Genomic DNA, 15,869 nt, shown 5'->3' with positions numbered 1-15,869 from the left:
GCACAAAAGATTGAAACGAATAGCGGGATTAGCTCCTAAAAAATCTACTAATAATTAATTAGCCCTTTCGGGTTTGAATACCACAATTAACAATGAAAAAAATTATACTTACTGCTTTAATCGCTTTTGGTTACAGCAACTTACATGCACAAGAAGAAACAAAAAGTCCATTAACATTTTCAGGATATGTAGAAACTTATTATAGTTACGATTTTGGAAAACCAGAAAATCATACTCGACCAAACTTTTTTTACAATTTTAATAAAAGTAACGAAGTGAATATTAATTTAGGAATGGCAAAAGTAAATTACAACAAAGACAATATTCGTGGTAATTTTGCTCTAATGGCGGGAACTTACGCCGAGTATAATATGTCTGCTGAACAAGGTTTATTGAAAAATATTTACGAGGCGAATGTTGGTGTAAAAATTTCGAAAAACCATAATTTATGGGTTGATGCGGGAATTATGCCTTCGCATATTGGTTTTGAAAGTGCGATTGGAAAAGATTGTCAGACTTTAACGAGAAGCATTCTGGCTGAGAATTCTCCTTATTATGAAACGGGAGTTAAAATTGGTTATACTTCTGAATCTGGAGAATGGTATTTGGCGGGTATGTACTTGAATGGCTGGCAGAGAATTGAGAAAGTTGAAGGCAATCAAACGCCTGCTTTTGGAACTCAGGTTACTTACAAACCATCTGATCGAGTTGCTTTGAACTGGAGTACTTATGTTGGAAATGAACAGCCGGATATTGACAAAAGATGGCGTTATTTTAATAACTTCTATGGACAGTTTAAAGTCACAGAAAAAACAAATGTAACTGCAGGTTTTGATGTTGGATCTCAGCAATCAGCTAAAAACAGTAATAAATACGATACTTGGTTTTCGCCAGTTTTAATTTTGCAATACAAACCAACGGATAAAATTCAGCTTGCAGCTCGCGGTGAATATTATAGTGATGAAAAAGGTGTAATTATCGCAACTGAAACGCCAAACGGTTTTAAAACTTACGGATTTTCGGCTAACTTTGATTACTTAGTTGCTGATAATATTATATTTAGAATTGAAGCCAGAAATCTTTCAAGTAAAGATGAAATCTTCACCAATAAAGACAATCTTCCAACGGATACAAATACGTTTGTAACGACTTCCTTGGCGATTTCTTTCTAAACATTAAAAGATTTTTTACCATTAAGAGATTAAGAAAATTAAGTTTTAGCACCTCATTTAAATCTAGAATACAGAACATTAAGCTTAATGTTCTGTAGACAAAGAAAAGCTTAACTTCCTTAATCTCTTAATGGTTAAACCAAAAAATATGGAAAACGAAAATAATAACGCACAGCACTTTCTAGATTTAATTCAGAAATCACGAAAGGGAAAGTTTAAAATCTACATTGGAATGAGCGCCGGTGTGGGCAAAACTTTTCGTATGCTTCAGGAAGCGCATTCGTTATTGAAAAACGGAATCGATGTCAAAATTGGCTACATCGAAACGCACATGCGAAAGGAAACGCATGAATTATTAGCAGGTTTGCCGATAATTCCGAGACGGACCATTTTTTATAAAGGAAAAGAATTGGAAGAACTCGATGTTCAGGCGATTATCAATCTTAGACCAGAAGTCGTTATTGTTGATGAATTGGCGCACACGAACGTTGAAGGAAGCAAAAACGAAAAACGCTGGCAGGATGTTTTAGAGATTTTGGAAGCGGGAATTAATGTGATTTCGGCTGTCAATATTCAGCATATTGAGAGTTTAAATGAAGATATAAAACGGATTACCAATATTGATGTTCAGGAAAGAATTCCAGATAATGTTTTGCGATTGGCAGATGAAGTCGTGAATATCGACTTAACATCTGAAGATTTGATAGCGCGTTTGAAAGAAGGAAAAATTTATACTCCAGATAAAATTCAGACGGCTTTAACGAACTTTTTTAAATCGGAACAGATTTTACAACTTCGGGAATTGGCTTTGAAAGAAGTAGCGAGTCAGGTCGTTCGAAAAGTTGAAAATGAAGTTCCGAATCTTCATGCTTTACGACATGAGAAACTCTTGGCATGCATTAGCAGCAATGATAAAACGGCCAAAATTGTAATTAGAAAAACAGCAAGACTCTCCAGTTATTATAACGGATTGTGGTATGTTTTGTATGTGGAAACTCCGCAGGAAAGCAGTAATAAAATCGCTTTGGACAAACAAAGACATTTAATTAATAACTTTAAACTCGCCGTGCAATTAGGCGCAGAAGTTATTAAACTGGAAAACAGTAATATTACAGATGCTATTTTGGCAACTGTAGAAGAAAAACAAATTACAACTGTCTGCATTGGAAAACCGCATTTGAATTTATTTAAAGTAATTTTGTCTACAACAATTTTCAGGCGTTTGCTAAACAAACTGTCTTTATCAAATGTTGACCTTGTTATCCTGTCGTAATATTTTCTAACCATTAAGATATTAAGTAAATAAAGACTATGCTTAATTTCCTTAATATCTTAATGGTTCAAATAAAAAAAACTTGTTTTTAAATAAGCGTCATGAGAATTAAAACCAAATTGAATCTGGGAGTTGGATTGTTATTTTTAATGATCATTATACTTTCTTTAGTGAGCGGTTATTCTGTTTTTTTGATAAAAGCAGATACCGAGAATATTTTGAAAGCGAATTATAATACGCTGGAATATTCGCGAAATATGATTTTGTCTTTGGATGAAATTAAAGCGAGCCCTGATAGCAAGATTCATGTTTTCAAGGAATATCTTGAGAAACAAACGCAAAATGTTACCGAACCCGGAGAAAAAGAAGCAACTGAAAACCTTGAAAAAAGTTTTACGCTTTTAGAACAAAACGGAGCAAACGAAACCATAAAAGCAAAAATCAGACAGGATATTTTTGCCATCATGAAATTGAATCTGGATGCGATAAAACAGAAAAGCGATATTGCCAAACATACCGCCGAAAATGCCAATTTATGGATTGCCATTGTGGGAAGTTTATGCTTTTTGATTGCTTTTAATTTACTGGTCAATCTGCCCAATAATATTGCAAACCCTATAAAGGAATTAACGCTGAGTATTAAGGAAATTGCCAATAAAAATTATTCCGAGCGCGTTCATTTTACGAGTCATAGCGAATTTGGAGATTTGGCCAAATCATTTAATACGATGGCACAAAAACTTCAGGAATATAACGACAGTAATTTGTACAAACTCTTTTTTGAAAAGAAACGACTGGAAACTTTGATCAATAATATGAACGATCCTATTATTGGATTAGATCATGAAGGAATTGTTTTGTTTGCCAATGATGAAGCGTTGAAAATTGTTGGTCTGAAACTGGAAGATGTTATCGGGAAATCGACTTCTACTCTAGCCTTGTCGAATGATTTGATTCGGTCTTTGATTTTAAAAGAGGAATCAGATGCGCCTAAAAAACAACCGCTTAAAATTTATGCGCACGGAAAAGAAAGTTATTTCGAAAAAGAGATTCTGAACATTACCATAATTCCGACAGGTGAAGAAAAGGAAATCAATATTGGCGATGTGATTATTCTGCGAAATATTACGCTTTTTAAAGAATTGGATTTTGCCAAAACCAATTTTATTGCAACCGTTTCACACGAATTAAAAACACCAATTGCTTCGATAAAATTAAGCCTGAAATTGCTTGAAAATGAAAAAACAGGCGACATGAACGACGATCAGAAACAATTGGTTGAAAGTATAAAAGAGGATAGTCAGCGATTATTAAAAATTACTGGCGAATTGCTGAATCTATCTCAATTGGAAACTGGAAATATTCAGCTAAATATCGAAAAAAGCAATCCACACGAAATTGTAAATTATGCTGTTGAAGCGGTAAAAGTTCAGGCGGAACAAAAACAAATCAAATTAATAATTGATGCCGATGAAAATCTGCAAGCCGTAAAAGCCGACAGTGAAAAAACAGGCTGGGTTTTGATTAATTATTTATCGAATGCGATTCGATATTCTTCTGAAAAAAGCACGATTCACATCAAATTAAAAAAAGAAAATAATCAAATCGTATTTCAGGTTATCGATACCGGAAAAGGAATTGACACAAGATATAAAGACAAAGTTTTTGACAAATATTTTCAGGTTCCGGGAAGTCAGAAATCCGGAACAGGATTGGGATTGGCCATCAGTAAAGAATTTATTGAAGCTCAAAATGGAAGTGTTGGTGTTGAGAGTAATTTGGGTTTAGGGAGTACGTTTTGGTTTTCGTTGAAAGTCTAGATAATTCATTTTTATTACATCTATCAGTCTGAGCGAAGTCGAAGACCTTTCGTACTATAAAGCCCTTCGACTTCGCTCAGGGTGACACTCAAAATGATAGAAAATTTAGCCAATCTTAATACAATTCCCTTATTTAAAACCAACAGGTTAATATTAACTTAAGGTTCAATTAAGGCAAAAATACTTTGATTGGACATTCGTTATTATTGTAAATCATAACAAAAACAAACGATGTCTTGTAAAGCTATTTCTCTGGTATTTCTATTCGTTTTTTTGAGCGCAAATGCTCAACAAAACGACTCCATTACAAAAATTGACAGTACTTCACATCAGCTAAAATTCAATTACAAACAATTGATTATTCCTGGTGTATTAATTGGGTACGGTGTTATTGGACTTGAAAGCGATCAGTTGCTGAGTTTTAATTCACAAATTAAAAAAGAAGTTACTGAAGATATTGATAACAAAATTACCATTGATGATTTCTCGCAATATGCACCTGCTGCATCTGTTTATGCTTTGAACGCTTTTGGCGTAAAAGGTAAAAATAATATGCGGGATCGTTCTGTTATATTTGTGACTTCGTATGCTATTATGGCGACAACGGTTTTAGGTTTAAAATCGATTACACATGAAGAAAGACCAGACGGAAGTTCAAACAATTCCTTTCCTTCCGGTCATACTGCAACTGCTTTTGCTGGAGCCGAATTTTTATGGCAGGAATACAAAGACAAATCGATTTGGTACGGAATTGCCGGTTATGCTGTTGCAACTGGAACGGGATTATTTAGAATTTACAACAATCGTCATTGGTTGACTGATGTTGCCGCTGGGGCAGGAATTGGAATTCTAAGTACAAAAATCGCCTATTGGATAAATCCATATATCACTAAAAAATTATTCAAATCGTCATCTGAAAATAAATCAACTTCTATGATAATGCCATTTTATAATGGACAGCAATATGGTTTAGGATTTGCGAAAGTTTTTTAAGTCACTCCCGATAGCTATCGGGATTCACAGATTAAAAGGATTTTTGAATGGCTACGTTTTGATTTATCCGCCACGAATTGCACAAATTTCCAAGAATTATATTTGAATAAGAAATTAGTGAAAATTTGTGTAATTCGTGGCAAACTCTTTTTATGTATTCGAAGTATTATTCTTAATTTCTCGAACTTCCCTTTTCAATTCTAAAAGCAAATCTTTCATTGCTCCGGTTTCCGTCGTTTCTTGTTTTTTATCCGAACGGCCTATATTACATTCGTATTCCCAAATCTCCAGAATATCAGAAGCTTTCACTTCATAATTCGGGTAAAAATTGTTGTCGGATTCTAAAACCAAACTATTCTTTTTGTTTTTATTGAGACGTTTATACACCATTCCTTCATTCTTAGTAATAAGAATATACGTTTTTCCGTCCATTACCTCTCCCAACTTTTCCACATAACGGCCAATAATAATAGAACCATCTTCGTGTGGAGGCATTGAATCACCTTCAACGGGAAATCCGCGATGTTTTCCAGGTCCCAAAAAAGGAAGTGTAATCTGCTGTAAACTTTCAATATATTCTGGATCAGCATACCCGTTTAGATAACCTGCCTTTGCTTTTTGAGATACAATTTCAATAAAATTTTCTCCAAAACTATCCACTTGAATAGGTAAAATAAGTCGGTTGCCTTCCAGTTTTATTAAATTTTGCACATCAATTTTGCGTATATCGACAGATAATATCAAGTCAATACTCATATGAAAATATAATGCAATCTTCTTTAAAATGTCATACGGTGCTTCCGAAGTTCCGTCTTCGTATTTCACGTATCTTCCTCTTGTAATACTAAGGTTTCCAGCTAATTTCTCCTGCGATATTTTATGCTTAACCCTCAATGCTCTGATGTTATCTGAAAATAAGGACATAATTAATTTGTTATAATTTGGAACAGCAAATATATAAAAAAATGTTCTTATCTGTACTAATTTTGTTCCATACAAAAACAAAAAGGAAAATGGCAAGGGCAATTGTACATATGGATCTGGATACCTTTTTTGTATCCTGCGAAAGACGCACTAACTCAGAACTCAATGATATTCCGCTTATTATAGGCGGAGGAGATCGCGGTGTTGTGGCCTCTTGTTCGTATGAAGCCCGTAAATTTGGAGTGCGTTCTGCCATGCCTATCCGAATGGCGCTAAAACTTTGTCCAGATGCAAAAGTTATGAAAGGCGACATGGAATTATATTCTCAATTATCGCATGATGTTACTGAAATTCTTCAGGAAAAAGCACCTGTTTTAGAAAAAGCAAGTATCGACGAATTTTATCTGGATATTACCGGAATGGATAAATTTCACGGCAGCTATAAATGGACAAATGAGTTGGCGCAAAAGGTAATTAAAGAAACCGGACTACCGATTAGTTTTTCGTTATCCATCAACAAAACCGTTTCTAAAATTGCTACCGGAGAAGGCAAACCAGTTGGAAATCTTCAAATTCCGGAACAAGAAGTACAAGATTTTTTAAATCCGCTTTCAATTCAAAAAATCCCAATGGTTGGTGCTGTGACTTTTCAGCTTTTGTCTAGAATCGGCGTTCGTAAAATTCAGACTTTAGCCGAAATGCCTGCCGAAGTTTTACAGCAGATGATTGGTAAAAATGGTTTGGAACTTTGGAAAAAAGCGCACGGAATTGACCACACACCCGTTGAACCTTATACCGAAAGAAAATCTATTTCAACCGAAACTACTTTTTCTCAAGATACTATTGATCTTGCAAAACTGAGAAGAATATTATTAGGAATGGTCGAAAAACTAGCGTTTCAGCTTCGTGCTGAACAATGGCTGACTTCAACTGTTACGGTTAAAATACGTTACGCCAATTTTGATACCGAAACCAAACAATGTCGAGTAGCTTATACTTCAGCCGATCATGTCTTGACCAAAAATGTAATAGAACTTTTTGAGAAAGTGTATCAGCGTCGTATGCGTCTGCGCTTGATTGGTGTTCGCTTTAGCGGACTCGTGCGCGGTACTTATCAAATTGATCTTTTTGAAGACACTCAGGAAATGCTTTCCCTTTATGAAGCGATGGATAAAATGAAAAAACGTTATGGATTTGATGCTGTAATGCGCTGTGCAGGAGCTCACTTTAAACCAAACACTAAAGACGAAATTTTAAAACGCAACAAATAATGCATCTTAATTGTCATTCATACCATTCATTACGTTACGGCACAATTCCGCTTAAGGAATTGATCAGCCAAGCCGTTTCATTTGGTATAAAAGCAATGGCATTAACAGATATTAATACCGCAACAGGCATTTATGATTTTATAAAAGCTTGTCAGGAAAAAGAAATTAAACCTTTAATTGGAATAGAATTTCGCTGCAATCACCAATTCCGATTTATTGGTTTGGCTCAAAATACCGAAGGTTTAGCTGAAATGAATCGGTTTTTAACCGAACATAATTTCAGCGGAGAAAACCTGCCTTTGACTGCACCCGAATTTAAATCGGTTTTTGTGATTTATACTTTAGAAAATGCTCCAAAAGTGCTTCGCAAGAATGAATTTATCGGTATTCGTCCTGAAGAAGTTTCGAGGCTTTTTACATCAGAACATAAAAGTAAAATTGCTCAGATGGTGGTTTTACAGCCTGTAACTTTTAGAACCAAAACAGAATACAATCTGCATAAAATTCTTCGGGCAATTGACACTAATATTATTTTATCAAAACTTACAGAAGCAGATTACTGCAAAGTTTCGGATATCATGCAACCCGTAGAATCTCTTTTGCCTTTCTATGAAAAATATCCTGAAATTATAAGTAATACGCAAAAAATCATTGATTCCTGTAATTTCGAGTATAATTTTGAGACTCCAAAAAACAAAAGATTCTATACAAAAAGCCGTCAGGAAGATTTAGAAAAACTTACTGATTTGGCTTGGGAAGGATTTAAAAATCGTTATGATAACGATAATTTAGAAGCAAAAGCTCGTGTAGCAAAAGAATTAAAAGTTATTGACGAATTGCAATTCAGCGGTTATTTTTTAATTACTTGGGATATTATTCAGTACAGTAATAGTCAAGGATTTATGCACATTGGACGCGGAAGCGGTGCCAACAGCATCATTGCGTATTGTCTCGGAATTACCGATATCTGTCCTATCGAACTGGATTTATACTTTGAACGTTTTTTAAACCTCAACCGCAAAACGCCGCCTGATTTTGACATTGACTGGAGCTGGCAGGAACGCAACACAATTCTGGAATATATTTTCGGAAAATACGGTAAAGATCACGTTGCTTTTTGTGGTACAAACGTCGAATTTAAATACAGATCTATTTTCAGAGAAGTTGGAAAAGTTTTTGGTCTTCCGAAAGAAGAACTTGATATGCTGGCCAAAAATCCAATGGCTTTACATGAGACCAATAAAATTGTAAAACTGGTTCAGCAATACGGAATGTTACTCGAAAAATACCCAAATCAACGCAGTATGCATGCCTGCGGAATTCTAATTTCTGAAGAACCAATTACAAACTACACGCCTTTAGAAATGCCTCCAAAAGGTTTTCCAATCGTGCTTTTTGACATGCATATTGCAGAAGAAATTGGTTTTGAAAAATTCGATATTCTGAGTCAGCGCGGTATTGGCCATATTGACGACAGCGTAAAACTGATTGAAAAAAATCGTGGTATAAAAATTAATATTCGTGATACTTCAATTTCTAAGGATGAAGCCGTTTGTAATTCCTATTTAGCAAAAGGACATACAATTGGCTGTTTTTATATCGAAAGTCCAGCGATGCGCGGCTTATTACGTCGATTGAATTGTGATAATTATAAAATTCTGGTCGCTGCCTCGTCTATTATTCGTCCTGGCGTTGCACAATCGGGAATGATGAAGGAGTATATTTTTCGCCATAATAATCCAAATCAGTTTGAATATTTCCATGAAGTTTTCAAAGAACAGCTTGGCGAAACCTACGGTATTATGGTCTATCAGGAAGATGTTATCAAAATCGCTTTACATTACGGCGGACTTCCCGCTGCTGACGGCGATATTCTTCGTCGTGCCATGTCCGGAAAAGGAAGATCTTTGGAAGCTTTACAAAAAGTAAAAGATAATTTCTTTACCTGCTGTGTTCAAAAAGGACATCCTGTTGATTTAAGTCAGGAAATTTACCGTCAGATTGAATCATTTGCTGGGTATTCTTTTTGCAAAGCGCACTCGGCTTCTTATGCTGTTGAGAGTTACCAGAGTTTATATCTGAAAGTGTATTATCCGATTGAGTTTATGACTGCGGTAATCAATAATCAGGGCGGATTTTATAGAACCGAAGTGTATGTACATGAAGCACGAATGTCTGGTGGAACGATTCATAATCCGTGCGTGAATAAAAGCAAATATCGAACTACTTTATATGGCACGGATATTTACCTCGGTTTTATGCACATTCAAAGCCTGGAATCGAAAACAGCACATTTAATTGAAGAAGACCGAAATAAAAATGATGATTATCTTTCTTTAGAAGATTTCATCAATCGCATTCCAATAGGAATTGAAAATATTAAAATTTTGATTTTCATAGGTGCTTTTCGTTTTACAGGAAAAACTAAAAACCAGCTTTTGGTAATTGCAAGTTTGCTGCTGAACAATTTTAAACCTGAAAACAGGAATTTAAAACTTTTACAAGAACCCGTTAAAGAATATAAACTTCCAACATTGGAACGCTCTGTTTTTGAAGATGCTTTTGACGAAATTGAATTATTGAGTTTTCCTGTTTCGTGTACGGTTTTTGACATTTTGCAAACCAAACATCGCGGCGATATTATGGCTAAAGATTTAGTTAAATATCATAAAAGACAAGTTCGAATGCTGGCTTACTTGATTTCTAGAAAACACGTCCCTACAAAAAAAGGAACTATGTATTTTGGAACCTGGATCGACCATGAAGGCACTTATTTTGATACGGCACATTTTCCTGACAGCTTAGAAAAATATCCATTTCAGGGCGGCGGCTGCTATTTATTATTAGGAAATGTTGAAGTTGATTATCATTTCCCGACGATAACAATAATCAAAATGGCAAAAATGCCTTTTATTCCAGATCCACGTTATATGGATGCTAAAGACCAATATAAAACACAAAACCAAATTAAAGAAGATATAAGCCTGACACATCGTAAACCTTATCCGCAGGGACACGAAATTAATCTGCCAAGACATCGAATGAAATTTTAAATGAGTATCATAGTTTTAACACATAGATAAATAGTTTTTTAGCATGTAGAAGTGCGATTTTTAACTTTAAGTCTATGTGTTAAAAATTAAATAACTAAAGAAGAACTTACGTTATATACAGATGAAAAATACGGAATATGCCATAGTCGATATTGAAACCACAGGCGGAAATGCCAGTGGCAGCCGCATTACAGAAATTGCCATTATTATTCATGATGGTACAAAAGTGTTAGATCGTTATGAAACTCTTGTAAATCCAGAACAGGATATCCCTCTATCTATTTTTGGATTAACAGGCATTAATAACGAAATGGTAGCTAATGCTCCTACTTTTGATGACATTTCGGAAAAAGTATTAGAAATGCTTACCGATCGTATTTTTGTTGCTCATAATGTAAACTTCGATTATTCATTTATTCACCATCAGCTGGAGCAAGCAGGTTTTAAATGGTCGGCACAAAAACTTTGTACAGTCCGTGCAGCAAGAAAAATCAAGCCTGGTTTAGGTTCTTACAGTTTAGGAAATCTTTGCAATTCTTTAAATATATCTCTAGAAAACAGACATCGCGCCGGTGGAGACGCAGATGCGACTGCTGTATTATTCTCTCTTCTGTTAGAATGGGATGACGCGGGAGAAATCGAAAATATGATCAAAAAAACGGCTCAAGATCAGCGCTTACCTCCTAACCTTCCACCAGATGATTTTAATAATTTACCAGAAAAACCAGGTGTGTATTATTTTTATAATCAGGCGAAAAAAGTAATTTATGTTGGAAAAGCTATCAATGTAAAAAAACGTGTGGCATCGCATTTTAGCGGCAATAATATCAATTCTCAAAGACAGCATTTTTTGAGAGATATTCACGGAATTTCCTTTGAAATCTGCGCTACTGAATTAATGGCACTTTTGTTAGAATGTACCGAAATAAAACAGCTTTGGCCAACCTACAATAGAGCATTAAAACGTTTTGAAGCAAAATTTGGTGTTTATCAATATGAAGCACGAAACGGTTATAAATATTTAGCCGTTGGAAAACTGAGTAAATTTCAGACTTGCATTCATGAATTTAACAGCATGTATAACGCTATAAATTTACTCCGAGATCTATCTGCGCAATTTGAAATTGATCAAAGATTCTGCAAATATTCCAGACCTGAAGAAGGAGAATTTATGCAAAATAATGATGTCAGAAATCTGCCTGATGTTTTGCTTCATAACGAACAAGTTGATAATGCTATTGATTTTTTATTGAACAACAGACCTTCTTTCGCTATTATAGACAAAGGAAGATCAAAAGAAGAACGCAGTTGTATTTGGATTGAAAACGGTCATTTTTATGGTATGGGTTATATCCCATCAGATATTTCGATTCACGATCCCGAAGAAGTAAAAAACTATGTTACGACTTATAAAAGCAATCAATATATAGAACAATTGATTTTTGCTTTCGCAGAAAAATATCCTCGAAAAGTATTCTTCAATAAGCATTTTCAGAATTAAGCCTAAACTTAAAAAATTTAAGTTATGACACTATTTAACGACACCGAATTATTTGCAACGGGTTTGGAAGGCAGAAAAATATTTGACATTCCTGACTCAGAACTTATTCTGATAGATAATTTCTTTAGTAAAGAAGAATCTGATCGTTTATATGAAAGAATACTTCGCAAGACCAAATGGAGAGAATATGAAATGGAAATTTATGATAAAACCTATACTGTTCCTCGAATGATTTCTTGGTATGAAGACAAAGATAATCCTGGAGCAGATCTAAATGGGCCTGACTGGACTTATGATTTATTAACTATTCGAGGGCGCGTTGAAAGAGAAACACAGCTTGATTTTAACAGTCTCCTTTTAAATTTGTACCGAAATGGAAATGACGGTGTAGGATGGCACAGCGACAAAGAACATAATACAGGACCTAATCCAGTTATAGCTTCGGTAACTTTTGGAGAAACCAGAATGTTCAGGCTCCGACATAAATACAGTAAGGAAATTCCGCAAGTTGAAATTCCATTACATCATGGTTCTTTTTTATTAATGTCAGGAACTACCAATAGTTTTTGGCAGCATCAAGTTCCAAAAACAGCACGGCCTGTTTTACCCAGAATAAATCTGACTTTTAGACAAACTAAACGAAGCATATGATGTATAAACAACTCTAAATGAGCTTTTTCTTACTTAATAACGATGAGGAAAATTCTGCAAAAAAAAGTTAAATTACTCACTACGTGCATCTTTTATTAGGCAGACCCTTTCTTTTTTAGTACTTTTGCAACCCTTTTTTAAATACAATACCACAAATGGCATATTCAAACAATGATTTAGCGCGCTTTTTAGATGCGCAGAATAAACTTTATCTTACCGCACTTTCAGAAATTAAAAAAGGAAAGAAAGAAACTCACTGGATGTGGTTCATTTTCCCACAGGTAAAAGGATTAGGTAAGAGCGATACTGCAAATCTTTATGCAATTGCCGATTTAAAAGAAGCTTCAGAATTTCTAGAGCATCCTATTTTAGGAAAACATCTTATAGAAATTTCAGAACTGTTATTAACTTTTAAAAGAAAATCAGCTGATGGAATTTTAGGGGATTTAGATGCTCGAAAATTACGTTCGTCTATGACACTTTTTTCTATGACTGAAAATGCAAATCCGATATTTCAGGAAATATTAGATGCTTTTTTCTCGGGAGAATCAGACCCGCTTACTATTTCTATTATTAATTCAACTATAAAATCTTCTGTTGAACCTGTTATTGCATAACAATCTCAATAGATTATTTGACATCAAAAGACACTGTTTTTCTAAGCAGTGTCTTTTTTTATGATTAAGCAATAACTCATTATTTTTTTATTGCAAGCAGATTTTTTAGTTTTATATTGTACCCTCAAAAAACTAAACTATGACCCAAAAAATCAAAACCTTGCAAATTATTCATCTTGCTGTTTGTGCAGGAACAATTCTTGTCTATTTCTTTTTAGGCGAACTTTCAATTGAAAAATTAAAAAACATTCCCAGTATAGATTCATCCTCAATTGTATATGTTTTTATACCTGTTCTAGCTTTTGTTTTAAGTACTTTTTTATTCAAATCACAATTAAAACAAATAGATCCTAAATTAAAAACGGAAGACAAATTGCCTGTTTATCAAACTGCTTCTATAATGCGATGGACAGTTCTTGAAGGTGCTGCTTTTTTAATATTATTTCTAAAACCTGATTTTATATTATTTGGGCTACTTATTATAATATACCTGATTTTCTTAAGACCTACTGAGGAAAGAATTAATACTGATTTGGCTTAAACCTCATAAAAAAACTCTTCATAGAAATTCAGTATATTTAAATCATTCATCTTAATTATAACGAAAAAACGCCTTATGAATAAGGCGTTTTTTATATCTAGATATTAATTTTAGCTCCATGTCGGTGCTAATTTTCTTTTGGTTTTGTTAGATAATAAACTGGAATTCCTGTAAGCATAATCAATACGCCCCAACCACAAGTTGAAAATTTCACAACAAGCAATGATATACAAATTGCTGCTGCAATTATTATATACAACATTGGTAAAAAAGGATATCCAAACGCTTTATAAGGCCTTTCAATATCAGGCATTTTCTTGCGTAAGATAAAAATCCCATAAATCGTTAGAATATAAAAAATTAAAACAATGATGATTACAAAATCTAACAAATCACCGTATTTACCTGTAAGACATAAAGCCGAAGCCCAAATACACTGTGCCCATAATGCCCAAGCTGGTACACTTGAACTATTTAAAACTGCAGCTTTTTTAAAGAACAAACCATCGTTTGCCATGGTATAATAAACTCTTGCGCCAGCCATAATTAATCCGTTATTGCAGGCAAAAGTCGAAATCATAATCATTATTGCAATAATCAAAGTTCCTATATTTCCAAAAATATATTGCGAAGCTACAACCGCCACACGATCAGATTTTGCTGTTGCAATTTCATCAAGCGGAATTACTGCCAAATACATAATGTTTGTAAGAACGTAAATAATTGTAACTATAAAAGTTCCTAAAAACAAACTGAAACCAACATTACGTTTTGGATTTTTAATTTCACCGGCAATAAAAGTTACACCATTCCATGCATCACTTGAGAACAAAGAGCCAACCATTGCTGCTGAAATTCCAGTAACCAAAGCCATACCTCCAATTGGCATCCACGAACCACTTTCTTTGTCAAACGAACGTGTATTCCAAGCGTCTGCCCAATTAGCATCCCAAACTGAAGCTTTTGCTGCAAGTGTAAATCCGAATACAATTAATCCCAGCAACGATAAAATTTTGATAATTGTTAAAACGGTTTGCAGAATTTTACCATTTTTTACCCCGCGGCTATTAATGTATGTCAATAAAATAATAGTGAATATCGATACTAACTGCGCTGCATTAAGCTTGAAAGAACCAATTTCATACAATATATTTTCATCGCTGAAAGGTTCATACAAATACGCTGCAAATTTTGAAAAAGCAACTCCAACAGCGGCAATTGTACCGGTTTGAATTACGGCAAAGAAACTCCAGCCATACAAAAACGCAATTAACTTATTGTACGCTTCTTTTAGATATACATATTGCCCTCCCGCTTTTGGGAACATTGCACTTAATTCACCATAACTTACAGCGGCAATAACAGTTATTAATCCTGAGATTAACCAAATTAGCGTAAGCCATCCTGCTGAACCTACTTGTCTGGCGATATCTGCACTTACAATAAATATTCCAGATCCAATCATAGAACCAACCACAAGCATGGTTCCGTCTAATAATCCGAGTTCTCTTTTAAAATTTTCTTGGTCGTTTTCTTGCATTTTTTTGGTTTTTGGTTGGTTAAAGATATACTTTTTTCTGAAATCTTATAATTTCGGTTTCTAATTTTTAAAGTTGCAAATTCTAACTCTAAAATTTAAAATTGATTAATCATATTGACCTTTCAAAAGCTAAAACTTGTAAATACTTTGTTATCAAAACAGATCGATAATTCTTTTTATTTTTCAATAAAACTTAATTTAAAAAAAACAAAAACACTTAAACAAAAAAAATCAAAACATCATTTTATACATATATGTCTAAATTAGCATTAATCGTTTTTAATTCCTTTATCAATAATAAAAAGAGAAACATCATTTTACAAAACAAAAACTCAAATAGCTAAAAATCAATTAATTAAATAGTAAATCCACTTAATAAATTTAATCGTAAGAAAAAACAGATCATTTGTAAAACCCAATCTTTTTTTTATTAATTTTGATAAAGACATTCAATTTTCTTAAAATACCACATATTTTATTAACAATTGTTTATCGTTTTAACCAACTAACAAA

At 33.9% G+C, this 15,869-nt stretch carries 12 protein-coding genes; 10 read left to right on the top strand and 2 right to left on the bottom strand.

What is annotated here, in order from left to right:
* Positions 1–92: 92 nt before the first annotated feature.
* From B0A75_RS19900 to B0A75_RS19885, 4 genes are all read left to right on the top strand, one after another.
* Positions 93–1,172 (top strand): porin, encoded by a 1,080-nt coding sequence (locus tag B0A75_RS19900; protein WP_089056017.1) that lies wholly within the window; start codon positions 93–95, stop codon positions 1,170–1,172.
* Positions 1,173–1,320: 148 nt separating this feature from the next.
* A complete protein-coding gene (locus tag B0A75_RS19895; protein ID WP_089056028.1) occupies positions 1,321–2,445 on the top strand; it encodes a sensor protein KdpD in 1,125 nt (374 codons plus the stop codon).
* A gap of 101 nt (positions 2,446–2,546) precedes the next feature.
* On the top strand, positions 2,547–4,265 hold the full coding sequence (locus B0A75_RS19890; protein ID WP_089056016.1) for an ATP-binding protein: 1,719 nt from the start codon (positions 2,547–2,549) through the stop codon (positions 4,263–4,265).
* 231 nt (positions 4,266–4,496) lie between these two features.
* The gene (locus tag B0A75_RS19885; RefSeq protein WP_089056015.1) at positions 4,497–5,258 is read left to right on the top strand and encodes a phosphatase PAP2 family protein; all 762 of its coding nucleotides are present in this window, start codon (positions 4,497–4,499) and stop codon (positions 5,256–5,258) included.
* A gap of 150 nt (positions 5,259–5,408) precedes the next feature.
* Here the strand turns inward: B0A75_RS19885 and B0A75_RS19880 are convergent, their stop codons facing one another.
* Positions 5,409–6,182, bottom strand: coding sequence for an XRE family transcriptional regulator (locus B0A75_RS19880; protein WP_089056027.1), 774 nt, complete (start codon positions 6,180–6,182; stop codon positions 5,409–5,411).
* Between the two features lie 89 nt (positions 6,183–6,271).
* Here B0A75_RS19880 and dinB point away from each other — a divergent pair, with 89 nt between their 5' ends.
* The 6 genes from dinB (at position 6,272) to B0A75_RS19850 (ending at position 13,816) form a co-directional block, all read left to right on the top strand.
* Positions 6,272–7,453 carry a DNA polymerase IV gene (gene dinB / locus B0A75_RS19875; RefSeq protein ID WP_089056014.1) on the top strand — a complete coding sequence of 394 codons (1,182 nt, stop codon included), beginning with the start codon at positions 6,272–6,274 and terminating at the stop codon, positions 7,451–7,453.
* Positions 7,453–10,506, top strand: a complete 3,054-nt coding sequence (locus B0A75_RS19870) for a DNA polymerase III subunit alpha (RefSeq protein ID WP_089056013.1) — start codon at positions 7,453–7,455, stop codon at positions 10,504–10,506. Before dinB ends, B0A75_RS19870 begins: the two co-directional genes overlap by 1 nt.
* Positions 10,507–10,627: 121 nt before the next feature.
* Positions 10,628–12,007, top strand: a complete 1,380-nt coding sequence (locus tag B0A75_RS19865) for an exonuclease domain-containing protein (protein ID WP_089056012.1) — start codon at positions 10,628–10,630, stop codon at positions 12,005–12,007.
* Between the two features lie 24 nt (positions 12,008–12,031).
* Positions 12,032–12,658, top strand: a complete 627-nt coding sequence (locus B0A75_RS19860) for an alpha-ketoglutarate-dependent dioxygenase AlkB family protein (RefSeq protein ID WP_089056011.1) — start codon at positions 12,032–12,034, stop codon at positions 12,656–12,658.
* A gap of 155 nt (positions 12,659–12,813) precedes the next feature.
* Positions 12,814–13,275 carry a DUF1810 domain-containing protein gene (locus tag B0A75_RS19855; RefSeq protein ID WP_089056010.1) on the top strand — a complete coding sequence of 154 codons (462 nt, stop codon included), beginning with the start codon at positions 12,814–12,816 and terminating at the stop codon, positions 13,273–13,275.
* Positions 13,276–13,414: 139 nt separating this feature from the next.
* Positions 13,415–13,816: an MFS transporter gene (locus B0A75_RS19850; protein ID WP_089056009.1), complete on the top strand. Its 402-nt coding sequence runs from the start codon at positions 13,415–13,417 to the stop codon at positions 13,814–13,816.
* 127 nt (positions 13,817–13,943) lie between these two features.
* Here B0A75_RS19850 and B0A75_RS19845 read toward each other — a convergent pair whose 3' ends face one another.
* On the bottom strand, positions 13,944–15,356 hold the full coding sequence (locus tag B0A75_RS19845) for an APC family permease (RefSeq protein ID WP_089056008.1): 1,413 nt from the start codon (positions 15,354–15,356) through the stop codon (positions 13,944–13,946).
* Positions 15,357–15,869 lie beyond the last annotated feature (513 nt).

This window comes from Flavobacterium oncorhynchi (assembly GCF_002217355.1).
In the GTDB taxonomy this organism is placed as follows: Bacteria; Bacteroidota; Bacteroidia; order Flavobacteriales; family Flavobacteriaceae; genus Flavobacterium; species Flavobacterium oncorhynchi.
This window is presented reverse-complemented; position numbering and strand designations above follow the sequence as displayed.